The organism is Sinomonas sp. ASV486 (assembly GCF_030908215.1).
Lineage (GTDB): Bacteria > Actinomycetota > Actinomycetes > Actinomycetales > Micrococcaceae > Sinomonas > Sinomonas puerhi.
On sequence record NZ_JAVFJK010000012.1, the window covers coordinates 109,352 to 135,072 of the forward strand.

Consider the following 25,721-nt stretch of genomic DNA (forward strand, 5'->3'; position numbering starts at 1 on the left):
ACAAGAGGAGAGAAGCTGTGAGCGACGAGACTCCCGAGAACCCCACCGGACTTCCCGGGGACCCGACTTTCGATGCCGAACTCGGGCCGGAAGGCCCGGCCGACGGGGGCGCCGACCGCATCGAGCAGGTCGACCTGCAGACCGAGATGCAGCGGTCCTACCTCGACTATGCGATGGCCGTCATCGTGGGCCGCGCGCTGCCCGATGTGCGCGACGGCCTCAAGCCAGTGCACCGCCGCGTCCTCTACGCGATGTACGACGGCGGGTACCGCCCCGATCGCGCGTTCAACAAGTGCGCCCGCGTCGTCGGCGACGTCATGGGCACGTACCACCCCCATGGCGACATGGCGATCTACGACGCCCTCGTCCGACTGATCCAGGACTGGGTCATGCGGTATCCGCTCGCCCTGGGCCAGGGCAACTTCGGCTCCCCCGGCAACGACGGCGCGGCCGCCCCCCGGTACACCGAGACCAAGATGGCCCAGCTGGCCATGGAGATGGTCCGGGACATCGACGAGGAGACCGTCGACTTCCAGGACAACTATGACGGCAAGAACCAGGAGCCCACGGTCCTGCCGGCCCGGTTCCCGAACCTGCTCGTCAACGGCTCCTCGGGCATCGCAGTCGGCATGGCCACGAACATCCCGCCGCACAACCTGCGCGAGGTGGCCGAAGGCGTCCAGTGGTACCTCGAGAACCCCGAGGCCACCCGTGAGGAGCTCCTCGAGGCCCTCCTGACCCGCATCAAGGGCCCGGACTTCCCCACTGGCGCGACCATCCTGGGCCGCCGGGGCATCGAGGACGCCTACCGGACGGGCCGCGGCTCGATCACGATGCGCGCCGTCGTGAATGTCGAGGAGCTCCAAGGCCGCACGTGCCTCGTGGTCACCGAGCTGCCGTACATGGCCAACCCGGACAACCTCGCCATGAAGATCGCCGAGCTGGTCAAGGACGGGAAGATCGGCGGGATCGCGGACCTGCGCGACGAGACGTCCGGCCGCACCGGCCAGCGCCTCGTGATCGTACTCAAGCGCGACGCCGTGGCGAAGGTTGTGCTGAACAACCTGTACAAGCACACGCAGCTGCAGGACAACTTCGCCGCGAACATGCTCGCGATTGTCGACGGCGTGCCGCGCACCCTCTCGCTCGACGCGTTCGTCCGGCACTGGGTGACCCACCAGGTCGACGTCATCGTCCGCCGCACGCAGTACCGGCTGCGCAAGGCCGAGGAGCGCATGCACATCCTGCGCGCGCTGCTCAAGGCTCTGGACATGCTCGACGAGGTCATCGCGCTCATCCGCCGCTCCCCCACGGTCGAGGAAGCACGCTCGGGACTCAAGTCGCTCCTGGAGATCGACGACCTTCAGGCGCAGGCCATCCTCGACATGCAGCTGCGCAGGCTCGCAGCCCTCGAACGGCAGAAGATCGTCGACGAGCACAACGAGCTCGAGGCCCTCATCACGGAGTACCGGTCGATCCTCGCCGACCCGGCGCGGCAGCGGCAGATCATCTCCGAGGAGCTCGCCGGAATCGTCGACAAGTACGGCGACGACCGCCGAACACGGGTCGTCGCGGGCTTCGACGGGGACATGAGCATGGAGGACCTCATCCCCGAAGAGGAGATGGTCGTCACCATCACGCGCGGCGGGTACGTCAAGCGCACGCGTAGCGACCAGTACCGCCAGCAGCAGCGCGGGGGCAAGGGCGTGCGCGGGGCACAGCTGCGCGGCGACGACGTCGTCGAGCACTTCTTCGTCACGACGACGCACCACTGGCTCCTGTTCTTCACGAACCTCGGGCGCGTGTACCGGGCCAAGGCCTACGAGCTCGCCGAAGGCGGCCGTGACGCCAAGGGCCAGCACGTGGCGAACCTGCTCGCGTTCCAGCCGGACGAGCGGATCGCCCAGGTCCTCGCGCTGCGCGACTACCAGCAGGCCCTGTACCTCGTGCTCGCAACGAAGGGCGGCCTCGTCAAGAAGACCCGCCTCGAGGACTACGACACGAACCGCTCTGCCGGCGTCATCGCCATCAACCTTCGCGAGGACGACGAGCTCGTGTCGGCGCAGCTCGTGCACGAGACCGACGATCTCATGCTCGTCTCCCGCCATGGCCAGTCGCTGCGATTCACGGCGGACGACGACGCCCTGCGGCCCATGGGCCGGGCCACGAGCGGTGTGACCGGCATGAAGTTCCGTGACGACGACGAGCTGCTCGCCGCTGACGTCGTGACGGACGACTCGTTCGTGTTCATCGTGACCGAGGGCGGCTACGCCAAGCGCACCTCGGCGGACGAGTACCGGGTCCAGGGCCGCGGAGGCCTCGGCATCAAGGTCGGCAAGTACCAGGAGGAGCGCGGACACCTCGTCGGCGCCCTGCTCGTCCAGGAGGAGGACGAGGCGCTCGTGGTCATGGAGGGCGGCAAGGTGGTCCGTTCCTCAGTGACGGGAGTGCCTGCCAAGGGCCGCGACACGATGGGCGTGATCTTCGCCAAGCCTGACAAGGGCGACCGCATCATCGCCGTCGCGAAGAACACCGAGCGGACCCTCTCCGAGGCCGACGAAGCCGACGAGGCTTCTGAGGGCTCTCCCGAAGGCACCGCCGAGCGCGCAACCACAGGGGACGGGGAGGCATCAACCGAGGCTCATGCCGTAACGTTGGCGTCAGACTCAGACCAGACTCCGGGAGGTAACGAGTGAGCACGCCCGAGAATACGCCGTCGTCCGGCGGCTATCCGCAGGCCGCGCAGCCGTCGCGCCCGCCGCAGCGCCCCACCGTGCCGCCCCAGTCCGCCGGGGGCTACGGCGCCCCGCGCCCTGCCGAGCGTCCACTGACCGGGCCTGCGGCCCAGCGCGTTGGCGGCCAGCGGCCTGGGCAGCGTCCCGGCCAGCCCGGCCTCGTGCGCCCCGCACCGAAGGCGAAGCAGCGCCGCGCCCGCCTCATCGTGAGCAAGGTCGACACCTGGTCCGTGCTCAAGATGTCCTTCCTCCTCTCAGTTGCCCTCGGCATCGTGACGGTAGTGGCCTCGATCGTTCTGTGGATGGTCCTGGACGTCACGGGCATCTTCGACAAGATCAACGGCCTGCTCGGTGAGATCGGCGGTTCCGAGAGCGGCGGCGCCCTCGATCTGAAGAAGATCGCCTCGCTCGGCCAGGTCGCCTCGTTCGCAACGATCATCGCCGTCGTGAACGTCGTCCTCCTCACCGCCCTGTCGATGCTCACGGCGGTCCTCTACAACATCTCGGCGACGCTCGTGGGCGGCATCGGGTTGACCCTCACCGACGACTGACCCGATTTTGTCCGCGGGCAAGCGGTACGGTAGAGTCTTATCTCGGCCCGAGGGCAATAATGCACTCGGGTTGGATGGGGGCGTATAGCTCAGGCGGTTAGAGCGCTTCGCTGATAACGAAGAGGTCCCAGGTTCAAGTCCTGGTACGCCCACGGAACCTTGTTTCCGATCCATGTGGAGGTGCCCGTGAAGAGATTGATTGCCATCGCAGTCGCCGCTCTGGCGGGTGCCTTCGTGTATCGGAAGGCCAAGGAGTCCGAGGCGCAGAAGAAAGTCTGGAGCGGCTCGACCGACAAGGTAGAGTAGCCCGGAGCCCAAGGGCAACGGGGGCATGGCGCAATTGGTAGCGCACCTGCTTTGCAAGCAGGGGGTTAGGGGTTCGAGTCCCCTTGCCTCCACCGGAAGGGAGAAGGTCCCGGCACCGAATCGGTGCCGGGACCTTCTGCATTGGGCGCCCGGCTAGAGTGGGCTGGTGGTTCCCCTCCTCGTTGTGCTCGGCGTCCTCGGCGTGTCCGCGTCCGGGCCGCTCATCGCCGGCACGCTCGCCAGCACATCGGTCACTGCGTTGGCCATCGCGTTCTGGCGCAACGCCATTGCCTCCGTCGTCATGGCTGCGCCCGTCGCTGTGCGAAGCCCGCAGCAGTTCCGCCGGCTCGGCCGGCGAGAGTACGCGTGGTCCGCGGTCGCCGGGACGGCCCTCGCGTTCCACTTCGTGTGCTTCATCCTCTCCCTCACGCTGACTTCCGTCGCGGCGTCGACCGCGCTTGTGTGCCTCCAGTCGGGCTGGATCGCGGTCTTCTCCCTCATCCGGGGCAGGAAGCTTCCGACGCCCGTGGTCGTGGGACTGGGCATGTCCTTCGCGGGCGTCATCGCGATCACCGGACTTGATCTCGGGACCTCGCCTGGGGCGCTCCAAGGCGATCTGCTCGCAGTGGCCGGCGGGATCCTCGCGGCTCTCTATACCATGGCTGGCGGAAAGGCCCGCGAGACGATGGGCACGGCAACCTACACCGCCCTCTGCTATGCCGTGTGTGCGGTGCTCGTCGCGGCTATGGCGCTAGCGAGCGGACAGCGGCTCACGGGCTTCGAGCCGGCTGGCTGGGCCGGGATCCTCGCGATCACCGTAGCCGCGCAGCTCGTGGGCCACACGGCGTTCAACCACCTCGTAGCGACGCTGAGCCCGCTCGTCGTGTCGATGTTCATCCTGCTCGAGATCCCCGGCGCGGCCATCCTCGCTGCAGTCTTCCTGCATGAGATGCTCCCCGTGGGGATCTACGCCGGGCTGGGACTCATCCTGGCTGGGCTCGCCGTCGTCGTGATCGGGCAGCGCCGTGCTCGACCGGCACGGGGCATCGAGCTGCCGACCGAGCCGGAACTCGGGGCCGACTGACGGGGTTTCGACTGCGCGGCCGCCGACTGGGCTGGTCCGCGGGGTTGGCTAGACGCCGCCTCGCTTGGCGAGCGGCTGGTTCGCCGCGTGGATGGCGCGCAGGAGCTTCGCGGGGTAGTACACGGAGAAGATCACGGCCATCGGTGCGCGAAGTGCGATCTTCTTGATGTTGTGCGCCTTGTACGTGCGGTCGAACCGCTGCACGTAGTACCGGTAGTCCTTGGGCGAATCCTCGAGGCGTCGCGCGGACATCCCTGAGACCATCTCGGGCCAGTACTGGATCCTGAGTCCTCGTTCGGCCAGGTGCAGGGACAGGTCGATGTCCTCGTGCATCTCGTCCTTCTCATCCCGGCACGTCGAGCCGCGGATGGTTTCCCAGGCTGTGCGGCGCAGCGCCATGTTGGAGCCGAAGAGAAAGTGGTACTCGTGCCGTGAGAGCCGCAGGAGCAGCTGGCGGACCTTGTCGTCTGCCTTGAGACCGAAGCGCCGCATGGGCATGTCGTAGTAGATGACGGGCCCTGTCGCGGCCTGCACGGTGGGGTCCGCAAAGGCGCGCTGGACCTCCTCGACCCAGTCGGGTTCGAGCAGGGAATCGGCGTCGATTCGCCCGATGACGTCCCCCGTGGCGTAGTCGAGCCCGAAGTTGCGGGTAGGAATGAGTCCCTGTTCGGCGTCCTGGGTCAGCAGGATGATGCGGGACTCGGGATATTCCTCCTGCAGTTGGCGGACGATCTGCGCCGTGGTGTCCTTGGACCTGTTGTCCACCACGATGATCTCGTGGGCCGGGGCAGACTGGTAGATGGCCGCCGTGACGCACTGGCGGATGACGCTCTCCTCGTTGTACGCCGGGATGACGATGGACACGCTCAGCTGTGCTTCGGCCGGCGACTCAGTCACGTCGAGGAGTGCGGTTTCGGAGTCCATCACGAGCCAAATCTAGCAAAGGCGGGCCGTGCCGCCCCTGTGCATGACCAGACGGGTCCTTGCGCGCGGCCGGACGGGCGACGTAGGGCACGAAAGCGGGCGCGAACCCACGAGCCGTGGTTCCGCGCCCGCTGAAGGACGTGCGGGGTCTTCCTTCGCCCCGTGCTGGGCGGTCAGGCGCCCGGGGCGTCCTTGGCTTCATCCTGGCCGCCATTCGACGCGGCGTGGATGTTCTTCATCGCCTGCGAGGCATCCGGGCCGGCCACGTGCTTGCCTTCCGCCGCGGTTGCGTCCTCCGTCTCGGCCTCGGTCCGGGGGGCGGTGGCATCCACAGGAGTGGCGACCTGGACGGCGTCGGGAGTGATCGCAGCCTCAGTGAGGGGCTCGTCCGCCACCGGTGCCGGCTTCTCGGCCATGACAACCGGCTCGGTGCTCGGCGCAGTGCTTGCCGGTACGGGTGCGGGGGTCGCGGCCTGGCTTGCCGCGGCCGTGGATGGCGCGGCGCTGCTAGGCGCGGGCGGTACGGGCGAAGGGGTCTTCCATGGGTCCTCGACCGGCTTGGCGGCCTTCCACGCCGCGACACCGGCAGCCACCGCCGCCGCTACCACGCCGAAGACGAGGAGTCCGCGGCGCTTCTTCTTCGGCGCGGGCGAGGAGATCTCATCCGCGGCCCGTCGCATTGCCTGCTGTGCGGCAGAGACGGCATCCTTTGCGGCCGCATCAGCCTGGCGCACGACGCCGGAGTCGGCGATCCTCTGCGCGACAGCGTCAACGTGGGCGGGGGCGCTCGAGAGCGAGCGATTGACGGACTCTGCCGCCTGCGCGATGCCCTCGGAGATCTTCGGCAGGTACGTGTCCGCCGCATCCTTGATGGCGGGTGCAGCCTTGTCGACGGCGTGGTGAAGCCTCGGCGCGGCGGTATCGACCGCATCTGTGATCCGCGGAGCGAGCTGCGACAAGCCGTCCTGGATCTTCGGGGTCACGGTGGCCACTCCTTCGGCCAGATTGTGCGCAGCGGACTTGAGTCCCTCTTGGATGCGCGGTGAGGCAGTGTCAAGGCCCTGCTGGATCCTCGGTACGGCCCAGTGCACCGCCGCATCGACGCGTGGCTGCGCCCAGTCCCGGGCGTTCTCGACGCCCGAGGCAACATTGTGCTGGACGTCCCGGGCGAGGGACTCGGTTGCGTTCAGGCTCTTCTCGACTGGTTTCTTCACGGTGACCTCCGGGAATCTGCTGGACTAACGCCAGCCTACGTGGCAGGCGATGCGTAGGCTACGGTCACACGAGCGCAGAGGCCGATGGGTTCCCCGATTTCACCGAGCGCGGAACGACGGCGGCACCGGGCGGAGGCCTGTCGTGCCATGGAAGAATGGCCGCCATGAGCGCAATCGCAACTGCCAAGGCAACCATCCACACGAACCACGGTGACATCGTGGTCAACCTCTTCGGCAACCACGCGCCGAAGACGGTCAAGAACTTCGTGGGCCTCGCGACCGGCGAGCAGTCCTGGACGCACCCGGAGACGGGCGAGGACAAGACCGGCACTCCCCTCTACAACGGCACCATCTTCCACCGCATCATCCGCGACTTCATGATCCAGGGCGGCGACCCCCTCGGCAAGGGAATCGGCGGCCCGGGCTACAAGTTCGACGACGAGATCCACCCCGAGCTCACGTTCAAGGACCCGTACAAGCTCGCGATGGCCAACGCCGGAATCCAGGGCGGCAAGGGCACCAACGGCTCGCAGTTCTTCATCACCACGACCGACACGAGCTGGTTGCACGGCAAGCACACGATCTTCGGCGAGGTCGCCGATGACGCATCGAAGAAGGTCGTCGACGAGATCGAGGCCGTCCGCACGGGGATGCAGGACCGTCCGGTCGAGGACGTCGTCATCTCCTCGATCGACGTCGAGCAGCTCTGACTCGCCTGACGTGACCCAAGGAAGCCCGGCGGCCGGCCCCGAGGCCGTCCCCGTCTGCCCGCGCCACCCGGACCGAGTCTCCTATGTGACGTGCCAGCGCTGCGGTCGGCCTGCGTGCCCCGAGTGCCAGCGGCCGGCCGCCGTCGGCTTCCACTGCGTGGACTGCGTCCGCGAACTCTCCGCAGCCCGCCAGGGCCATCAGGGCAAGACGGTCTACGGTGCCACGGCGCGTCCCGGCGGGCGGCCGGTCGTGACCCTCGCCATCATCGCCGTGTGCGCGGTCGTCTACGCGCTGCAGTGGCTCGTGCCGGACGACGCCGTGACGGACGCCTTCTTCTATCGGAATTCCGCGGCTCTCACTGCCGAGGAGCCCTGGCGCATGCTGACGAGCGCCTTCCTGCACTCGCAAGGGTTCTTTCTGCACATCGTGCTGAATATGTACACGCTGTGGCTTTTCGGCCAGGCGCTCGAGCCCGTCCTGGGCCGGATCCGCTTCCTCGCCGTGTACCTCCTCTCCGCGGTCGGTGGGTCCGTCGGCTTCCTGCTGCTGGCGCCCGGGCAAGCGGATGTGATCGGGGCCTCGGGTGCTGTCTTCGGACTCTTCGGCGGGCTGTTCGTCGTCATGCGGCAGAGGGGCGGCGACGTACGCCAGCTCCTCATCCTCATCGGGATCAACGCTGTGCTCGGCTTCGTGATCCCGGGCATCGCGTGGCAGGCCCACCTCGGCGGACTCCTCACCGGAGCCGCGGCGACCGCGGTGGTCGCCTATGCGCCCCGCGGCCGGTCCCGCACCGCCGTGCAGATCGGCGGGTTCGTGGTGATCGCCGTGCTGCTTGCCGCGGTTACGTTCGTGAAGGTCTCCTCCGCCGTGGTTTCCGCTGGCGGCTACGGAATCTGAACGCCGGACCCCTCTCCACAGCGTTATCCACAGTGTGTACAACTTACAGTCCTGTAGTTACTCGGCCGTAGACCCCTTGTTCACGGCCCACGGGGTCGGGCCGTTCGATTGAGCTCGGCACCCGTAGGCCCCGCATCCCCAGTCTGTGGATAACTCTGGCCAGCGCCTGTGGATGCTGTGGACGGCCGTGGCTCAGGCGCCGTCGTGCGCGAGGAGCTCGTCGAGCCGCTCGTAGCCCTCATTCATGCCATCGGTCATCCCTGCCTGGAGCATGGCATCGCGGTCCTCGACCGCCTGGAAGGTCGAGTGGACCGTGAGGCGGCACCGCCCGTCGGGCAGGTCCTCGAGGACCGCTGTGTCGAGGGAGACGTGTCCGGGGGCTCCCTCGAACTCGAAGGTCTGGACCATCCGGGTCGGAGACGTCAGCTCGTGGAACGAGCCGTGGAACGCATACTGGTTTCCTTCCGTATCCGATTGGGAGAACCGGTACGAGCCGCCCGTGCGGGCATCGAAATGGTCGATTGAGGTCGCGTACTTCCTCGGACCGATCCATTGGGCAAAGATCTCCGCGTCGGTGTGGGCGCGGTACACGCGTTCAGCGGATGCGTCGAACGTGCGGACGACGTCCACGAACGGGAGCCCGGGCTCGGCGGTGACTGTCGAGGTCTTGGTGGCGGTCATGGCTGGATTCCTTCCTCAGTGTCCTGGGCTGCGACGCCCCGGTGGGACAGAAGCGCATCGAGGCGCTGGTACTTCTCTTCGGTCCGGATCCGGTAGTCGTCGATCCAGGCGGCCAGGGGGCCGAAGGCGGTGGGTTCAAGGTGGCAAGGGCGGCGCTGGGCGTCGCGGCTGCGAGTGATGAGGCCAGCGTCCTCGAGCACCTTGAGGTGCCTGGACACTGCCTGGACGGTCACGGCGAAGGGCGCCGCGAGTTCATTGACGGTGGCGTCGCCGTGTGCCAAGCGTGCCACCAGCTTCCTCCGAAGCGGATCGGACAGGGCGGCGAAGGCACGGTTGAGCCGGTCCTCATCCGCGGTCGTCTCAACTGCCGTGGCTTCCATGTCGTCCCTCCTGTGATCGATACATCTGGTATTCAACATATCGATTGTTCAATGTATTCGTTGTTCAATCTAGCTGTTGTTCAACGTATCCGTTGAATACGATCAATTTACGCCGCGTCGATCTGCGGGTCAAGTGATCTTCTCCACAGCGGTTATCCACAGTGTGAGTAACTTACAGCCGTGTAGTTCAGCTGGCGTTTACCCGCTAGCGCCCGCCGTGTTCATCTGAGGAGCGGTTTTGACCGCAACTTGTCCCCACGTGTGGATAACTCTGGGCATAAAGCCTGTTGGAAAGTGGACAAGCGTGCAGAGGCCAGCCGGCTGGGTCGCCTAACATGGGAAGCGGAATACGTCCAGTCACACGGGTGCGAAGACCCAGAGGAGAGCTATGGAGCCGACGCAGTTGACCCGCCGCGCTGCCCTTGCCGGCCTGGCTGCTGCGGTCAGCACCGCGGCCGCGGCCTGCAGCGCCCCGGAAGACGCCCAGGCCAACCTTGCAGCGCCGGGCGCGTCCGCGACTCTCACTCCATCCTCGACCCCCACGCCGTCCGCCACTCCGACGCCCGCCAAGCCGGCGTTCACCTCCGACTTCGCCATCCCACCCGTCCAGGGCGGTCTTGCCCCAGTGATCACGCGGGTGGTTACGAAGCAGCCCGTCGTCTTCCTCACGATCGACGACGGCATCGTCAAGCACCCCGAGTCCCTCGCGCTGCTCAAGCAGTACGACTACCCGGCCACACTGTTCCTCACGAAGTCGGCGATGGGCGAGAACCCTGGGTTCTTCACGGGCTTCCAGAAGGCCGGCGACCGCATCCAGGACCATACGATCAGCCACGACACGACGATGAGCACCAAGGGCTACGCCTACCAGCTCGGCGAGATCACGGGGATGAGGGACTACATCTCCACAACCTACGGGGCGGCACCCACCCTGTTCCGGCCGCCGGGCGGCGCCTACTCGCCCACGATGCGCAAGGCCGTGGCCGACGCGGGGCTCAAGGCCATCATCGACTGGGAGGCCAAGGCCAACGCCGGCTCGATGCAGTACCAAGTCGGCAATGGGCTGCGCCCCGGCGACATCGTGCTCATGCACTTCCGTGAGGAGTTCGCCGCGGACCTCGCGGCGTTCCGCGCTGCGCACCAAGCGGCCGGCCTCACGGTCGTCCGGCTCGAGGACTTCATCGGCGCCTGAGGCTCCCCGAAACGGCGCGGTACCGGCGTAGGCTCTGGCGAGGAGGTATGCCATGAGCAATCTGGAGACCGATCCCCGCGAGACCCTCTGTGCCGACCGGCCCGGGGGCTCCGGGGTCGAGATCATCGAGCCCCGTGAGGTTCCCCTCGGCGGCCCGCGGGCCATGACAGTCCACCGCACGCTCCCCTCGAGGGAGCGTTCGCTCGTGGGTGCGTGGTGCTTCCTCGACCACTACGGGCCCGACGACGTCTCGTCGAGCGCCGGCATGCGCGTCCCACCGCATCCCCACACGGGCCTGCAGACGATCAGCTGGTTGTTCACGGGCGAGATCGAGCACCGCGACAGCGCCGGGCACCACGCCCTGGTCCGCCCGGGCGAACTGAATCTCATGACCGCCGGGCGTGGCATCAACCATTCCGAGTATTCGACCCACGGCACCACCATCCTGCACGGGGTCCAGCTGTGGACAGCGCTCCCCGACCCCTTCCGCGCGGTTCCTCCGGGATTCGAGCGGTACGCCCCGCCCGCCGTCGAACTCGAGGATGAGACGGGTGCCCGCGCCGGGGAGCTGCGTGTGTTCCTCGGATCCCTTCACGGGGCGGCCTCCCCGGTGCGGACCTATACCGCGCTGCTGGGCGCCGAAGCGGTGCTCGAACCCGGTGCCGCCGTCGAGGTCCGGATCGCAACGGAGTTCGAGCACGCGATCCTGCCCGACGGCGGAAGCCTCGAGCTCGACGGCGGGGTTGACGGGGAGACAGTCCCCCAAGCCCACCTCGCATACCTCGCGGCTGGCCGGGATCGCGTGCGACTGGCGAATCCGGGCAGCGCTCCCCTGCGCGTGATGATTCTGGGCGGTCCCCCGTTCGCGGAAGAGATCACCATGTGGTGGAACTTTGTGGGACGCTCCCATGAGGAGATCGTCGCGTTCCGGGAGACGTGGAACAGCGAGATTTCAGGCGGCCAGACGCACGACGACGCCCCGTTCGGCCCCGTCGTCGAGCTCACCGAGGGCGAGGCGGCCCTTCCTGCGCCGCCGTTGCCGAATGTTCGGCTCCGCCCGCGGCCCCGGGCGCGGGATGCGGTAACGACCGGCGCACCAGCCCACAACGCACAGCACAGCACCGCACCGCGCAACACCCAGAACACCGCAGACGAGAGGGAGGTACCCATGAGCGTCCAGGAATCCGAGCAGCAGGCAGGACAGACACAGTATGTGCAGGCGGAGCAGCGGCACCGATACGAGGTGCACGTCGGCGGGGCGACTGCCGGCTTCACCCAGTACCGGGTGCTGTCCGACGGCGCCGTGCTTGCCTTCGACCACACTGAGGTGGCCGACGGCTATTCCGGCATGGGGCTCGCGAGCAAGCTCGTGACCTTCGCACTCGATGATGTTCGGGCCAAGGGGCAGCGGATCCGTCCGTACTGTCCCTACGTACGGGCGTTCATCAAACGGCACCGTGAGTACGCGGATCTTGTCGAGGATGGCTTCACCGAGTGAACCGCCGGTGATCGAGGTGGTCGAGGCGGGTTTTCCACACCCTTGTCCACCCCGTGGATAACTTACAGTCGTGTTGTTCCTTGTGACTGACCGGTATCCACGGACTTTCCCACAGGCTGTGGATAACTTGTCGCCGGAAGTTCACAGCCGGTGGACATCGTCAGGGACGCAGCGCCGGCCCCGGGGTGTTAGCGTGGGCCGACCAGTCCCCCTGCCTGTGCGAGGAGCGCATGAGCGTCGTCTGGAAGCCCATCGAGGCCGCCCACGCCCCCGCATGGGCTGAACTGAGCAATCTCCTGGCCCGTGCCGACGACACCGATGAGTTCTACAATCCTGAAGACCTCGTCGAGGAGCTCGAGGAACCGGGCGTCGATCCGGTGGCGGATACGCTCGGAGCGTGGGACGGCGACACCATGGTTGCCTATGGCCAGCTGCGCGTGACCGAGGCGATCCTCGACCGTGAGGCGAATGCGTCGCTCTCCGGCGGGGTTCATCCCGCGTGGCGAGGACGCGGTCTGGGACGGGCCGTCATGGACTGGCTCGAGCCGCGCGCGGATGTCCTCGCGGCGCAGCGCTTCCCCGGCGCTCCGGTGGTCTGGTACGTGTGGTGCGGCAAACCCGGTTCTTCGGCAGGGCGGCTCGCGGCCGCCCGCGGATACCGCCCGGGGCGGTACTTCCGGGACATGAGGCTCGCGCTCACGACGTGGGAACCAGTCGACTCGGCCGCGGACCCGGTCTGTGCCCACCTTGCTCCAGCGCACCACGAGGCGACCCGCCGCGCCCACAACGAGGCGTTCGCCGACCACTGGCGGTCTTCCGAGCGCGACCCCGCCCGGTGGGCAGATCAGCTCTCCTCTCGCAGCTTCCGCGCGGACCTCTCGCGCGTGGCGGTGAACCCGGATCCCGGCCTCGATCCGGATGACGCCGTCGACGCGTACGTCCTGTGCCACGAGTTCGTGAGCGGGGAGCTCTACGTGACCCTCGTGGGAACCCGGAGGCGAGCCCGTGGACAGGGCCTCGCGAGTGCCCTCCTGCAGGATTCGCTCGCCGCCGCCAAGGCGCAGGGATACCGGCTCGCGGATCTCGGCGTGGACTCCGAGAGCCCTACGGGAGCGGTGGGACTCTACGAGCGTGTGGGCTTCATGCCGATCCGCACCACGGTGGTCTACGAGCGCCGCCGCTGACCCCGCCCCCTCCATTCCCTCACTGTCTCGGGTACAGGCGGCGGCTACTATGGCGCCCATGGAGCGCGAAACCGGCAGCACCGTCTCCCCTCGTCCCCGGGCTCCTGAAGCGGAGGAACGTCCGCTCGCGCTGATCACGGGAGTCGGGCGCACGGTCGGGATCGGGGCGGGCATCGCGCGGGAGCTTGCCCGGCAGGGCTGGGACCTCGCACTCTCCTATTGGCGCCCGTACGACGCGCGGATGCCGTGGGGAGTCCAGACGCACGACGCCGAGCGGCTGGCCCAGGAGCTCCGCGACGTTGGCGCGTCGGTCACCGCGGTCGAGGCCGATCTTTCTGACCCCGCCGTCCCTGCGCGGCTCCTGGCCCAGATCCGGGCCGAGCGCCCGGTCAGGGCGCTCGTGCTGAGCCACGCGGAATCCGTGGATTCATCGCTCATGGACACGAGCCTCGACTCCTTCGACCGGCACTTCGCAGTCAACGCGAGGGCCTCGTGGCTCCTGATCCGGGCCTTCGCGGAGCAGTTCCCGGACGAGTGGCACGGACTGGGACGAATTGTGGCCCTGACCTCCGACCACACCGTCAGAAATATGCCGTACGGGGCAAGCAAGGGTGCTCTGGATCGCATCGTGTTGGCCGCGGCCCGCGAACTCGCAGACGAAGGCATCGCGGCGAATGTGATCAACCCGGGTCCCGTGGACACGGGCTGGATGGACGACGAGACGAGGGAGTCCCTCACGGCCCGCCAGCCGTGGGGCCGGCTTGGGACGCCGCGGGATGTGGCAGGTGTGGTGGCCTTCCTCCTCAGCGCACCCGGTGGCTGGATCAACGGCCAGCTCATCAAGGCCGATGGAGGATTCTCGGCCTGAAACATGCAACTCAGGGAATTAGAGATATTCGATGGATCGCATCTTGGGAGGAAGTGGGTCCCTCCGCTCCGATCAGTGGGACGAAGCGATCTCGGGGTTGACCGGAGCCAGCAGGTCCGGTGCCCCACGGCCATGCTCGTCCGGTGTCCCACTGTCGTCGGGCGTCCGGTTGCGGAGGAACGCCGCGAGGACGATTGCGGCGACGCCGGCCGCCGCGGCCACGAGGAACGCAGCGCGGAATCCAGCCATGGCAGCCTCCGGGGCTGGCATGCTCGCCGCAGCGCCGCGCGCGGTCCCCGCCATGACGGCGACGAGCAGCGCCGTCCCGGCAGCACCGGCAACCTGCTGGAGGGTGTTCAGGATTGCCGAGCCGTGGCTGTAGAGGCGCGGTGGGAGCGGGTTGAGGCCGGACGTGAAGGTGGGGGTGAACAAGAGGGAGAGCCCCATCGAGAGCACCACGTGGAGGCCCATCGCGAACCACACGGAGGTGTCCGGGCGGAGGAAGGCGAGGGCCACGAGCACGGCCGTGATGAGCGAGGTGCCTGTGACCGTGAGCGGCACGGGGCCCACCCGGTCGAACCACTTCCCCACCGTTGGCGCAAGCAGGCCCATCACGAGGCCTCCGGGCAGCAGGAGGAGCCCGGTACCCAGGGTGTCGAGCCCGCGCAGCTCCTGCAGGTACAGCGGGAGCAGGATCACCACGCCGAACAGCGCCATCATGCCCACCATGAGCAGGGCCGTGGCGATCGTGTACATCGGATACGTGAACGCGCGCAGGTCAAGCAACGGCGAGCCCGAGCGCTGGAGCGCGAGCTGCCGCAGGACGAAGAGCACGAGTGCGACGCCGCCCACCGCAAGAGGAACCACCGGGCCCAGGCCGCCGGTGCCGTCTCCGCCGATCTGGCTGAGCCCGTAGACCACCCCGCCGAACGCCGGAACCGAGAGCAGGGCCGAGAGGACGTCCAGAACCGGCCGCTCGCCGTCGGACGTCGCGGGAAGCTTCGCCGCGCCGAACAGCAGCGCGGCGACGGCGATCGGCAGGACTGCGAGGAACATGAAGCGCCACGAGAAGTACTGGAGGATGAGGCCGGAGATGGTCGGACCGAGGGCCGGGGCCACTGAGATCACGATGCTCACCGTGCCCATGACCTGGCCTCGGCGCGGGATCGGGATGAGGTTCAGCACGCTCGTCATGAGCAGCGGCATCATGATGGCTGTTCCGGAGGCCTGGACCACGCGTGCGAGGAGCAGGATCCCGAAGCCCGGTGAAACGGCCGCGAGCAGCGTGCCGGCACTGAACAGGCCCATCGCGAGGATGTACACGGTGCGGAGGCTGAGGCGCTGCAGCAGGAATCCGGTGGTCGGGATGACCACGGACATCGTGAGCATGAACGCCGTGGCGAGCCACTGGACGGTCGGCGCGTCCACATGCAGCTCGCCCATGAGCCGCTGAAGGGCCACGTTCATGATCGTCTCGTTCAAGATCACCACGAACGCCGCAACGACCAGGACGGTGACGACGAGTCTGGTCTCGGGCGTGATCTGGTGCTGCTCGCGCGCGCTTCGGGGGTGTCCGGCGGCCGACGGCGAGGGGTGCTCGGGTGCGGAGGGCAAAGGGACTCCTGGGACGGATTGGTCTGGGAAGCGTCTGTGGGGTCCAACCGTGTCCGGGGCGCGGTGATTCCCGATGGGCGGGACGCAGGCCTCCATTGTCCCAGACGTGGGGGAGCAACACCCTGCGGATTGACCCGGGGCGTCAGGCCCCGCGGATGTTCCTCGCGCGGTAGCCCGTGAAGGCGACGGCGAGGAGGGCCGCGGTGATGGCGACGATCCACCACACGGGTGCCCAGTCGGCGTCGGCCGCCGTCACGCGGGGGATGACGTGGAACGGGCTGGTGCCGAGCAGCCAGTCCGGCGCCTTGAGCAGGGGGCCGAAGAGCGTCAGGATGAGCCAGTACACGACGAGCAGCCACGCGATCCAACGGAACGTCGGAATCAACCCGACCAGGGCAAGCCCTACGGCCGCCGCGAGCCACAGTGGGGGAACCGTCGCGAGAGACTGCCGCACAACGTCCGCGACGTCGATCTGGGCGCCCGTCGAGGCAGCGGTGGCCGCGAGGACGACGCCGCCGACCGCCACCGTGACGGCCGGCGCCACGAGCGCCACGGCCGCCGCAGGGGCGAAGTAGCCCTGCCGCGAGACAGCGGCCGAGAGAAGCCACTCCGCGTGGCCCTCGTCCTCCTCGGCAGCGAACCGTGCGGCGATCTGGATCCCGAACGCTGCGCCGGTCATCGACAGCATGAGCAGGAGCATCGCGACGAACGTGAGGGTGAGGTCCGCCTCCGTTGTGGCGCGCGCGGCCAGGAGCTGACGGATGAACGCGTTGCCCTCATAGAAGTCGCGCATGGTGCCGGTGACGAGCCCGAAGACGAAGCCGAGGAATGCGAAGGTCGCCAACCACGTGAGCGTCGGTGCGCGGTTGAGCGCGGCCGTGTGCCCCCAGATCCCGGCGCCCCACCGAGGCGGCCCGGGCCGCTGGCCCACCAGGCCGCCGCCGAAGTCCCGCCGACGCGAGAGCCACCCTCCGGCCGCCGCCGTCACGAGGCCGGCCAGGACGAGCAAGCCCCAGGGGAGTACATTGCGCTCCGAGGCCGGCCGGACGAGCTCCGCCCAGCCCATGGGGCTGGTCCACAGCATCCACTCCCCGCCCGAGAGCGTGTCCGCCACGCCCCGGAGCACGTAGCTCACCACGAGGACGCCGGCCGCGAGGGTGTTGGCCGTGCGCGCGTACGCCCCGATCTGCGAGGTCACAGCCGCCACCCCTGCGAACGCGATCCCCATGCCCCCGATGAGGCCGCCGAGCGCGAGCGCCTCGTCTGCCCGCGCGCCCGACGCCGTCAGGGTGCCGCCGATCGCGAGGGCCACCGCCGCCGAGGCGAGCCACGCGAGCAGGACGGCGGAGGCGAGCCGCGCGTGCGGACCCACTACCCCCGAATCGATGAGCTCGGCCTCCCCCGAGTCCTCCGCGGCGCGCGCGTGCCGCGTCACAGCGAACACTGCCATGAGCGCGGCAAAGAACATGCCGAAGACCTGGATGCGCCACGTCGTGAAGCCAAAGGCGTTGTCCAGATGGTGTGCGGGCCCGATGAGGAGCATGAATGCGGGGTTGGCGCTCAGGCTGAGTTCGAGGGCCTTGGCCTCCTGCGGGGTCTCGAACACGGTCGAGTAGCTGTTGTAGACCGCGAAGGGGAAGAACGCGATGATGAGGACCCACGGCGCGAGCTTGAACCTGTCGATGCGCAGTGCGAGGAGCAGCAGGCGCCATGTCCCCGCGAACGCCGTCATGGTGCCTCCTCCGGCGAGTCCCCGCGGTGGCGACCGTGCCCGCGGGGGTGCGGGGCGGCGTCGTGCGTCTGATCCCCTCTCTCGGAGGCGGCCGACGGCGGGAGCCTCTCGCCGTAGTGCTGGAGGAACAGGTCCTCGAGGCTCGGCGGCGTGACAGTGAGCGCACGGACGCCGTGCGCGGCGAGGGCGTTCATGGCGGGGCCGAGCCCGTCGGCGTCGACGCTGAAGCGGACCCGATGGTCCTCGACGCGCAGGTCAGCGACGCCCGGGAGAGAGCTGAGCTCCGCCCCTCCATCCTCGAGCGTCGCGGCCACATTGGTGCGGGCGTGGAAGCGCATCTGCTCGAGTGTCCCGGTCTCGACGACCCTGCCCTGGCGGATGATGCTGATGCGGTCTGAGAGGGCCTCGACTTCCGACAGGATGTGGCTCGAGAGCAGCACACTGCGACCGGCCGCCTTCTCGCCCCGGATCTCCTCGCGGAACAGCGCCTCCATGAGCGGATCGAGGCCCGCGGTTGGCTCATCGAGGATGAGGAGCTCGGCGCGCGAGGCCAGCGCCGCTACGATGGCGACCTTCTGCCGGTTGCCCTTCGAGTAGGTGCGCCCACGCTTGGTCGGGTCGAGTTCGAACGTGTCGATGAGCTGAGCCCGGCGCGCCTCGTCGAGGCCGCCGCGGAGCCGGCCGAGGAGATCGATGGCCTGGCCGCCGGTCAGGCTCGGCCACAGGCTCACATCACCGGGCACGTACGCGACGCGGCGGTGGAGCTCGACGACGTCGCGCCACGGATTGCCGCCAAGCAGCTCGACATGGCCTGCCTCGGCCCGAAGGAGGCCCAGCAGGACGCGCAGCGTTGTGGACTTGCCGGCGCCGTTCGGTCCCAGGAATCCGAGGACCTCGCCCTCGCGGACCTCCAGATCGAGGCCGTCGAGGGCACGTACGGATCCGAAGGTCTTCACGAGGCCAGTGATGCTCACCGGGGTGCTCATGGTGTGATCGTAGGCCGCGCCGCCGACACGCGGGAGGGACTGGCGACCTGTGTGCGGGAGGGAGCACGCGGCGTCGTGCGGCTAGGCGCGTCAGGCGAGGTCGTACACGACGATCGTGGTGCCCGGCTCGAGACGCCCTCCCGTTGAGCGGTACGCAGCGAGGGCGGCCTCGTTGTCGTGCTCGGTTCCGGTCCACATGCCGTAGCAGCCGCCCTCACGGGCGATCTCCGCGAGGGCGCCGACGAGGTGGGAGGCAACCCCGCGGCGTCGCCAGTCCTCGGCAACTGCGAGCTCGTACAGGAACATCTCAGTGCCCTTGTCCGGGTGGGTCATCTCGACGCCGCTGACGAAGCCGACCGCTCGGCCGTCCGGGCCCTCTGCAAGCAGCAGGTGGTGGCCGGGCTTGGCGAGGAAGTCGCGCGCCCCGGCTTCCGTGATCGGGCCGTCGAACAGTCCGGACGCGGCCGTGAGGCGGTACGCGTCGCCCCGCGTGAGGCGGCGGATTGTGATGTTCGGCGCGCTGTTCGCGTCCACAGCGCCGAGCCTACGCCGCTCCCGGCGCGAGATGAACGGGAGGCGAACCGAACATCAACTGCGGCTTGCTAGACTCGAACAGCTGAGCCCTCCCCGGCTCGCCAACCCACATGATCATCCGGAACGGACGCCGTTGCTGAGCGCCCGGAACCGGCGTGCGCCCGAAAAGAGGAGACCTCAACCCTCATGACAGCCTTGGCCGAGCCCGACTACTACGACGACTCCGACTACCGCTCCGAGCTCGATGCAAAGTATGAGGAGGGCTTCGGGCAGAGTTCTCAGTTCGACGACGAGGACGACGACGGCCTCGACGACCTCTTCTCCGGGCTCTTCGACGACGATGAGGACGACGACGACTTCGCGCCCGTCAAGCCGAAGTCCGCGCCGAAGAGGGCCGCGGCCAAGGCGACAGCGAGCTCGGTCACGACGGCCCCGCGCACCGTCCCGGATACCAAGATGATCACGACCTCTGTTTCGCGTGCGCCCGAGCCGGTGATCGTGGTCGAGGTTCATGTCGCGGACGCTGCGCCCGTTGAGGTTTCAGTGCTCGAGGCGCCCGCGGTGGATGTGCCCCGTGAGGACGTACCCCGGGTGCAATCCCCAGCGGTGGAGGACCTAGGCGTCGAGACCCTCCCGGGTGATGATTCGCCGGTGGATGCCGTCCGCGGTGAGGCTGAGCGGGCGTGTGCCGCTGCCGACGACGCCGCGGCCGCGGCGAAGCGGGCCGTCACCGATGCCGTCGCGAAGGCGGCTGCGGCCAAGGCTGCGGCTGCCGAGGCATCCGCCGCGGAGCAGGCGGCCCAGGACGCGCTGGCCGCCTCCGCCGCTGCCGCGGAGATTGCGGAGCGGGCCGCCGCCGAACTCGAGCTTGCGCTGTCGATTCAGTCTGCTGCGGTCGCAGAGGCGACGCAGGACATGACCTCGGCGTCGCAGGAGGTGACTTCGGCGTCGGTGGGGGTGACTTCGGCGTCGGTAGGGGTGACCTCGGCGTCAGTGGGGGTGACTTCGGCGAGTGTGGAGCCCGAGTTCGCGGCGCACATCGCTCCCGTCAACCAGCACGTCGAGTTCCTGCGCAAGCTGCGCCCCGGCTTCGAGGTCCCGTACGTGGACCCGATCCACTCCGTGGACGAGTGCCGGATCGTGAGCCTCTTCTCCAACACGGGTGAGGCTGATCCGCGCGGCTATGTGTGGGCGGGCGACGACGCCGCGGCCACCCGGCTCCTCGGTCTCCAGTACCAGCTCGGCCTGCGGCCCGAGTGGATCATGCCGTGGAACGCCTACCCGTGGTTCACCCCGGGTGAGGTCAATGGCAAGCTCACCCCGGAGCAGCTGCACGCGGGCCTCAAGCCGCTCCTGGCGTTCCTCAAGACGGTGCCGCGCGCCTCGGCCATCGTCGCGCACGGCACGGAGGCGAACCGCCTCGCACAGATGCTGCTCAAGACGGACAACCCGCTCATCTGGCGCCGCGGCCTCAAGGTCTACAAGGCCCGCTCGCTGCACGGACGCGCGTTCGCGGGCTCGAAGGAGCGCCAGACCGAGTGGCTCATCGACATGGGCCGTGCCTACGCCGACGCGATGGCGCGCGCAGGCCTCAAGTCCGGCAGGTAGCCGGCGGAGCACCCCAAAAGAAAGGAAGCGCACGACGCCGGTCCTCGCCGGCGTCGTGCGCTTCAGTTGCTCTTCGATACTACTTGCTGCGCGGCTTGCGCAGGTGCGCCACGGGATCGGCGTCGAGCGTGATGGCCCTCCTGGCCTTCTTCGCCGCGCGCTGCTCCTTGAGCGACTTTGAAGGCTTTTTGTGGGCTTCAGGCTGGTGAGGCTGCTTGTCAGGCATGTCAGAACTCCTTTGGTCATCCCCCCGATTCACACGACAATACGCCGGTAAGATGCTTGGCACCATGCCCCCTCCGAATGCACCTGCCCCGTCATCATCAGCCGTCAGGATCGACTCCTGGCTCTGGGCCGTGCGAGCGTTCAAGACCCGCTCTGCCGCGACCGCCGCGTGCCGTGCGGGGCATGTGCGGCTCAACGGGAACCCGGTCAAGGCGTCACAGACGGTGGTCCCCGGCGACACCGTCGGCGTGCGCCAGCCCGGGTTCGAGCGCCTCCTTGAGGTGCACGTGCTGATCGTCAAGCGCGTCGGCGCCGAGGCCGCGTCGCGGTGCTACACCGACCACACGCCCGAGCGGCCGCCCGCGCCGTTCCTGGGCCTCCCGCAGCGGGATCGCGGGGCCGGTCGGCCCACCAAGAAGGACCGGCGGGAGATGGAGAGGCTGCGGGGGGAGACCCACGGCGACTGAGGGTGAACCCCGCAGAGCGCCGAATGCTCCGAAAGAACCGAGGCACGGCAACAAGGAGGATGCGATGGTGCGCGCAGCCCAGACGATGCAGGCGGCGTTTGTACGTGAGCTCGGCGGTGCGGAGAAGATCGAGGTTGGGCGGCTGCCCGTTCCGGACGCGGGGCCGACGGACTTGCTCGTGCGGATGGAGGCCAGCGCCGTCAACCACGTGGACCTGTTCGTGCGGTCCGGCGCGTACCAGACCAAGACGCCGTTCCCCTTCGTGATCGGCCGGGACCTCGTGGGCACCGTCGAGGCAACAGGCCCGGGCGTGGTCGGCTTCTCCCCGGGGGACCGCGTCTGGACCAACAGTCTGGGCCACGCAGGGCGGCAGGGTGCGTTCTCCGAGTACGCGGTGGTCGGCGCCGACCGGCTCTACACTTTGCCCGACGGCGTGGACCCCTCCGACGCGGCGCCCGTGCTGCATGCCACGGCAACCGCACACATCGGCCTCGTGCGGGAGGCAGCGCTGCAGCCCGGCGAGACGGTGTTCATCGCCGGGGGCGGCGGCGCGGTCGGGAGCGCGACCATCCAGCTCGCGAGGGCCATGGGTGCCCACGTGGTCACCTCGGCGTCAGCGGACGACGGCGAGTGGTGCCGGTCGCTCGGGGCGGACGTCACGCTGGACTACCGGGACCCGGACCTCGCCGTGAAGATCGGCCATGCCGCACCTGCCGGCGTTGATGTCTGGTGGGACAACAGCGGGCACCACGACTTCGAGGTGACGCTGCCTCTCCTTCGCCAGGGCGCGCGCGTGATCATGATGGCAGGCATGGCTGCAGCCCCGATTCTGCCCGTGGGTGCCCTGTACACCCGGGACGCCAAGCTCTGCGGATTCGCCATCAGCAACGCCTCGGTCTCGGACCTGGCCGGTGCGGCGAGGGTTATCAACAGCCTTCTGGCTGAAGGCGGCCTCGTGTCCCGGGTCGGGGCAACGTTCCGCCTCGCCGATGCGGCCAAAGCCCACGAGGCGTTGGAATCCGGAGACGTCCGTGGCCGGGTGCTGGTGGTCCCGTGAACTGAGCCTGGTCAAGGCCGGGTGGGGAGCACTAGGGTCCCCACCCGTCCGCCCGAAAGCTGCAGGCCGAGGCCCTCAGTCGATGGCCCGTCCTTGCCCTCGGGGCTGAAGGCCGTGGTCACCGCAGCGACCGCCAGGATGCCCGCCCAGAAGGGTCCATGACGTTCCTCGAGGACGGCCAGACCGTGACGATGGCGGCGACCGCGCCGGGGCCTGGCGGGACCACCGTCTCGTTCGGCGAGGTCTCCGGCAGGGTCGAGCCGGCGCGGTAGGCGCGTCCGGACACCTTCCGCAGGGCAGAAATCAGTGCCGAACCGTGAGCGTCGCCCATAGCCTCGAAGCGGAGCCAAGAACTTCAATGGCGAGGAGGCCATGATGAGCGCGTTCCCAGAGACGACCCGTGAGACATCGCACGAGTCAGTCAAGAACGTGATGGTCGCGTCCGAGCTGACCCCTGGGGAGGCGGCGGAGCTGGCGGCGATGTACGCGACGATGTCGCGGGAGAACATGGTTCCGCTGTGGACGCAGATCGACGAGCTGATGCCGATGGTCCCGTCTCCGGCGGCGGTGCCACACGTGTGGCGGTGGGACACGATCCTTCCGCTGGCCGCCCGCGCCGGGGATCTGGTGCCGGTGGGCCGGGGCGGGGAGCGTCGCGCGATCGCCCTGGCGAACCCGGGCCTGGGTGGGCTTCCCTATGCGACCCCGACCCTGTGGGCCGCGGTCCAGTACCTCGGCGGCCACGAGGTTGCCCCCGAGCACCGGCATTCGCAGAACGCGTTCCGGTTCGTGGTGGAGGGCGAGGGCGTGTGGACCGTGGTGAACGGCGACCCGGTGCGCATGTCCCGCGGTGACTTCCTGCCGCAGCCGGGGTGGAACTTCCACGGCCACCACAACGACACCGATGCGCCGATGGCGTGGATCGACGGGTTGGACATCCCGTTCGTGCGCGGCATGGACGCGGGCTTCTTCGAGTTCGGCACCGAGCGGGTGACCGATGAGGCCACCCCGGACATCTCGCGCTCGGAGCGGCTCTGGTGCCACCCGGGCCTGCGGCCGCTCTCGCGGCTCGAGAACACCCCGGCGACCCCGATCGGGGCCTACCGGTGGGAGTACACCGACCGGGCCCTGACCGAGCAGCTCGCGCTCGAGGACGAGGGCTACCCGGCCACGGTGGGCCAGGGCCACGCCGCAGTCCGCTACGCCAACCCGACCACGGGCGGGGACGTCATCCCCACGATCCGCGCCGAGTTCCACCGGCTCCGCCCCGGCGTCGCGACACGCACGACCCGCGAGGTCGGCTCGAGCGTGTACCAGGTCTTCGAGGGCCAGGGCGCGTTCGTGCTCAACGGCGAGCGGACCACCGTGACGAAGGGCGACATGATCGTGGTCCCCTCGTGGGCCGCGTGGTCCATCGAGGCCGAGACCCAGTTCGACCTGTTCACGTTCGGCGACCAGCCGATCTTCGAGCGCCTGCACCTGAACCGCACCTTCATCGAAGGCCAGACGACCACGAAGGACCAGCACCAGTGAAGGTCACAACCCTCCGCCTGCCCTCCGGGGCAACCGCTGCCGCCCGCCAGGACGGGGACGCATTCGTCGAAGTGACCGGGTACGCGGACCTGGGTGCGCTCCTGGCCGCGCCCGGCTGGAAGGACATCGCGGCGGCGGCCGACGGCGCGCGGCACCCCGTGCAGGGCGCCGACCTCGCCGCCGTGGTCCCCGCCCCGTCCAAGGTGGTGTGCGTGGGCCTGAACTACGCCTCGCACATCAAGGAGATGGGCCGGGGCCTTCCCGCGCACCCGACACTGTTCGCGAAGTTCGCCGAAACCCTCACCGGCCCCTACGACGACATCGAGCTGCCCGCCGCGGACCCCGCGATCGACTGGGAGGCCGAGCTCGTCGTTGTGATCGGCAAGCGGGCCCGCCGCGTGCCCGAGGCCGAAGCGGCCGGGTACATCGCCGGGTACACCGCGGCGAACGACATCTCGATGCGCACGTACCAGTTCCGCACCAAGGAGTGGCTCCAGGGCAAGATGTGGGAGGCCTCCACCCCGGTCGGGCCCGTCATGGTCACCCCGGAGGAGCTCGGCGCGGACGCGGCGATCACGACCGAGGTCGACGGGGCCAGGATGCAGACCGGGTCCATCGGGGACCTCGTGTTCACGCCGGAATACCTCGTCTCCTACATCTCCGAGATGATCACCCTCAACCCGGGGGACCTCATCCTGACCGGCACCACCGGCGGTGTGGGCCGCGCCCGCACCCCCGAGGTGTACCTCACCGACGGGCAGACGGTCACCGTGGCGATCGAGGGCATCGGGCAGCTCCGCAACGTCGCCCGCGCCCAGGCCGCGGGTCCGGCCGTGCCCGGGGTGCTGCCAGCCGGCGTCGATCTCGCGGCGGCCTCCTCCGGAAACGCCTGAGATGGTTGCCCGCCACGACCTCGTGACAGACGCCGAGACCCGCGCCGGGCTGCTCACGGTCCGGCGCGGCACGGCGTTCTTCGCCCGCAAGCTCAACGAGCTCGCCTACACCGACACGGACGAGCCGTCCCTGCTGCCGGGCTGGTCCCGCCGCCACGTCATCGCGCACGTGGGCTACAACGCCCGCGCCGTCGCCCGTCTCGTCGAGTGGGCCGCCACCGGGATCGAGACCCCGATGTACCCCTCGCCCGAGGCGCGGAACGAGGAGATCGAGTTCGGAGCGACTCTGCCCCCCACAGCGCTGCTCAACCTGTACGACCACTCCGCGATCCACCTCTCGGTCGAGTGGCGCGACCTCCCCGACGCCCGGTGGGGCGAGGAGGTCCGCACCGCCCAGGGCCGGACAGTGCCCGTGTCCGAGACCGTGTGGATGCGCACCCGCGAGGTATGGCTGCACGCGGTCGACCTGGACAACGGCGCCCGCTTCGCGGACATCCCCACTGGGGTGCTCCGCCGCCTGATCGGGGACATCTGGGGAGCGTGGGAGAAGCGCGCCGAGACCGCCGGGCTCGCCGTGCGCGTCCTCGGCGCCGAGGACGGGCTCACCCTCGGCGACCCCGACGCGCCAGGGACCGTCGTGACCGGGCCGCTCGCCGCCGTCGCCCGCTGGGCCGCCGGCCGCGGCACCGAACCAGGCCAGCCGCTCACCGCGACGCGCGACGGCGCACTGCTCGCAGAGGTCCCCATGCCTCCTCGCTGGATCTGAGCATCCGCGCTAGCGTTCACGGTGAGGCGCTCGTTCGAGGCTGAGCCTCCCTCCGCGCAGCCGCGGGCCGGCCACACGTGC

25 protein-coding genes and 2 tRNA genes are annotated in these 25,721 nt (G+C 68.9%); 18 read left to right on the forward strand and 9 right to left on the reverse strand.

What is annotated here, in order from left to right; all coding sequences use genetic code 11:
• The first annotated feature begins 17 nt into the window (after nt 1-17).
• From gyrA to RBS60_RS16575, 6 genes are all read left to right on the forward strand, one after another.
• Complete coding sequence (gyrA, locus tag RBS60_RS16550; protein ID WP_374049299.1) at nt 18-2,696, forward strand: DNA gyrase subunit A; 2,679 nt, start codon at nt 18-20, stop codon at nt 2,694-2,696.
• The gene (locus RBS60_RS16555; RefSeq protein ID WP_374049300.1) at nt 2,693-3,286 is read left to right on the forward strand and encodes a DUF3566 domain-containing protein; all 594 of its coding nucleotides are present in this window, start codon (nt 2,693-2,695) and stop codon (nt 3,284-3,286) included. Before gyrA ends, RBS60_RS16555 begins: the two co-directional genes overlap by 4 nt.
• Before the next feature lie 78 nt (nt 3,287-3,364).
• A tRNA-Ile gene (locus tag RBS60_RS16560) sits at nt 3,365-3,438 on the forward strand.
• A 34-nt stretch (nt 3,439-3,472) separates the two neighbouring features.
• Nucleotides 3,473-3,592 (forward strand): DLW-39 family protein, encoded by a 120-nt coding sequence (locus RBS60_RS16565; protein ID WP_307958691.1) that lies wholly within the window; start codon nt 3,473-3,475, stop codon nt 3,590-3,592.
• Between the two features lie 19 nt (nt 3,593-3,611).
• Nucleotides 3,612-3,684, forward strand: a tRNA-Ala gene (locus RBS60_RS16570).
• A 74-nt stretch (nt 3,685-3,758) separates the two neighbouring features.
• On the forward strand, nt 3,759-4,676 hold the full coding sequence (locus RBS60_RS16575; protein ID WP_307958692.1) for a DMT family transporter: 918 nt from the start codon (nt 3,759-3,761) through the stop codon (nt 4,674-4,676).
• A 48-nt stretch (nt 4,677-4,724) separates the two neighbouring features.
• On the opposite strand, the gene RBS60_RS16580 is transcribed toward RBS60_RS16575, so the two are convergent.
• Both RBS60_RS16580 and RBS60_RS16585 read right to left on the reverse strand, forming a co-directional pair.
• Nucleotides 4,725-5,600, reverse strand: a complete 876-nt coding sequence (locus tag RBS60_RS16580) for a glycosyltransferase family 2 protein (protein WP_307958714.1) — start codon at nt 5,598-5,600, stop codon at nt 4,725-4,727.
• 173 nt (nt 5,601-5,773) lie between these two features.
• Nucleotides 5,774-6,814 carry a hypothetical protein gene (locus RBS60_RS16585; RefSeq protein ID WP_307958693.1) on the reverse strand — a complete coding sequence of 347 codons (1,041 nt, stop codon included), beginning with the start codon at nt 6,812-6,814 and terminating at the stop codon, nt 5,774-5,776.
• 164 nt (nt 6,815-6,978) lie between these two features.
• Between RBS60_RS16585 and RBS60_RS16590 the strand changes: the two genes are divergently transcribed.
• On the forward strand, nt 6,979-7,524 hold the full coding sequence (locus RBS60_RS16590; protein ID WP_307958694.1) for a peptidylprolyl isomerase: 546 nt from the start codon (nt 6,979-6,981) through the stop codon (nt 7,522-7,524).
• A 10-nt stretch (nt 7,525-7,534) separates the two neighbouring features.
• Nucleotides 7,535-8,422, forward strand: a complete 888-nt coding sequence (locus RBS60_RS16595) for a rhomboid family intramembrane serine protease (protein WP_307958695.1) — start codon at nt 7,535-7,537, stop codon at nt 8,420-8,422.
• 192 nt (nt 8,423-8,614) lie between these two features.
• On the opposite strand, the gene RBS60_RS16600 is transcribed toward RBS60_RS16595, so the two are convergent.
• Both RBS60_RS16600 and RBS60_RS16605 read right to left on the reverse strand, forming a co-directional pair.
• Nucleotides 8,615-9,103: an SRPBCC family protein gene (locus RBS60_RS16600; protein WP_307958696.1), complete on the reverse strand. Its 489-nt coding sequence runs from the start codon at nt 9,101-9,103 to the stop codon at nt 8,615-8,617.
• On the reverse strand, nt 9,100-9,483 hold the full coding sequence (locus RBS60_RS16605) for a metalloregulator ArsR/SmtB family transcription factor (RefSeq protein WP_307958697.1): 384 nt from the start codon (nt 9,481-9,483) through the stop codon (nt 9,100-9,102). Before RBS60_RS16605 ends, RBS60_RS16600 begins: the two co-directional genes overlap by 4 nt.
• A gap of 388 nt (nt 9,484-9,871) precedes the next feature.
• On the opposite strand from RBS60_RS16605, the gene RBS60_RS16610 reads away from it, so the two are divergent.
• The 4 genes from RBS60_RS16610 to RBS60_RS16625 all read left to right on the forward strand — a co-directional run bounded on the left by RBS60_RS16610 (nt 9,872) and on the right by RBS60_RS16625 (nt 14,225).
• A complete protein-coding gene (locus RBS60_RS16610; RefSeq protein ID WP_307958698.1) occupies nt 9,872-10,675 on the forward strand; it encodes a polysaccharide deacetylase family protein in 804 nt (267 codons plus the stop codon).
• A 52-nt stretch (nt 10,676-10,727) separates the two neighbouring features.
• On the forward strand, nt 10,728-12,173 hold the full coding sequence (locus RBS60_RS16615) for a bifunctional pirin family protein/GNAT family N-acetyltransferase (protein WP_307958699.1): 1,446 nt from the start codon (nt 10,728-10,730) through the stop codon (nt 12,171-12,173).
• Between the two features lie 230 nt (nt 12,174-12,403).
• Nucleotides 12,404-13,357, forward strand: coding sequence for a GNAT family N-acetyltransferase (locus RBS60_RS16620; protein WP_307958700.1), 954 nt, complete (start codon nt 12,404-12,406; stop codon nt 13,355-13,357).
• 58 nt (nt 13,358-13,415) lie between these two features.
• Nucleotides 13,416-14,225, forward strand: a complete 810-nt coding sequence (locus tag RBS60_RS16625; protein ID WP_307958701.1) for an SDR family oxidoreductase — start codon at nt 13,416-13,418, stop codon at nt 14,223-14,225.
• 72 nt (nt 14,226-14,297) lie between these two features.
• Here RBS60_RS16625 and RBS60_RS16630 read toward each other — a convergent pair whose 3' ends face one another.
• The 4 genes from RBS60_RS16630 to RBS60_RS16645 form a co-directional block, all read right to left on the reverse strand.
• Nucleotides 14,298-15,839, reverse strand: coding sequence for a DHA2 family efflux MFS transporter permease subunit (locus tag RBS60_RS16630; RefSeq protein WP_307958702.1), 1,542 nt, complete (start codon nt 15,837-15,839; stop codon nt 14,298-14,300).
• Nucleotides 15,840-15,981: 142 nt separating this feature from the next.
• Complete coding sequence (locus RBS60_RS16635) at nt 15,982-17,571, reverse strand: hypothetical protein (RefSeq protein ID WP_307958703.1); 1,590 nt, start codon at nt 17,569-17,571, stop codon at nt 15,982-15,984.
• Nucleotides 17,568-18,557, reverse strand: coding sequence for an ABC transporter ATP-binding protein (locus RBS60_RS16640; protein ID WP_307958704.1), 990 nt, complete (start codon nt 18,555-18,557; stop codon nt 17,568-17,570). Before RBS60_RS16640 ends, RBS60_RS16635 begins: the two co-directional genes overlap by 4 nt.
• Nucleotides 18,558-18,647: 90 nt before the next feature.
• Nucleotides 18,648-19,091 (reverse strand): GNAT family N-acetyltransferase, encoded by a 444-nt coding sequence (locus RBS60_RS16645; RefSeq protein ID WP_307958705.1) that lies wholly within the window; start codon nt 19,089-19,091, stop codon nt 18,648-18,650.
• Between the two features lie 1,014 nt (nt 19,092-20,105).
• On the opposite strand from RBS60_RS16645, the gene RBS60_RS16650 reads away from it, so the two are divergent.
• A complete protein-coding gene (locus tag RBS60_RS16650; protein WP_374049302.1) occupies nt 20,106-20,699 on the forward strand; it encodes a uracil-DNA glycosylase in 594 nt (197 codons plus the stop codon).
• Nucleotides 20,700-20,778: 79 nt separating this feature from the next.
• On the opposite strand, the gene RBS60_RS16655 is transcribed toward RBS60_RS16650, so the two are convergent.
• Entirely contained in the window at nt 20,779-20,925 is a 147-nt protein-coding gene (locus RBS60_RS16655; RefSeq protein ID WP_307958052.1) for a hypothetical protein, read from the reverse strand.
• 64 nt (nt 20,926-20,989) lie between these two features.
• Between RBS60_RS16655 and RBS60_RS16660 the strand changes: the two genes are divergently transcribed.
• The 5 genes from RBS60_RS16660 (at nt 20,990) to RBS60_RS16680 (ending at nt 25,640) form a co-directional block, all read left to right on the forward strand.
• The gene (locus RBS60_RS16660) at nt 20,990-21,391 is read left to right on the forward strand and encodes an RNA-binding S4 domain-containing protein (RefSeq protein WP_307958053.1); all 402 of its coding nucleotides are present in this window, start codon (nt 20,990-20,992) and stop codon (nt 21,389-21,391) included.
• Between the two features lie 64 nt (nt 21,392-21,455).
• The gene (locus RBS60_RS16665; RefSeq protein ID WP_307958054.1) at nt 21,456-22,448 is read left to right on the forward strand and encodes an NADPH:quinone reductase; all 993 of its coding nucleotides are present in this window, start codon (nt 21,456-21,458) and stop codon (nt 22,446-22,448) included.
• Nucleotides 22,449-22,823: 375 nt separating this feature from the next.
• Nucleotides 22,824-23,981 carry a cupin domain-containing protein gene (locus RBS60_RS16670; protein ID WP_374049281.1) on the forward strand — a complete coding sequence of 386 codons (1,158 nt, stop codon included), beginning with the start codon at nt 22,824-22,826 and terminating at the stop codon, nt 23,979-23,981.
• Nucleotides 23,978-24,874: a fumarylacetoacetate hydrolase family protein gene (locus tag RBS60_RS16675; protein WP_307958055.1), complete on the forward strand. Its 897-nt coding sequence runs from the start codon at nt 23,978-23,980 to the stop codon at nt 24,872-24,874. Before RBS60_RS16670 ends, RBS60_RS16675 begins: the two co-directional genes overlap by 4 nt.
• A gap of 1 nt (nt 24,875) precedes the next feature.
• A complete protein-coding gene (locus tag RBS60_RS16680) occupies nt 24,876-25,640 on the forward strand; it encodes a maleylpyruvate isomerase family mycothiol-dependent enzyme (RefSeq protein WP_307958056.1) in 765 nt (254 codons plus the stop codon).
• Nucleotides 25,641-25,721 lie beyond the last annotated feature (81 nt).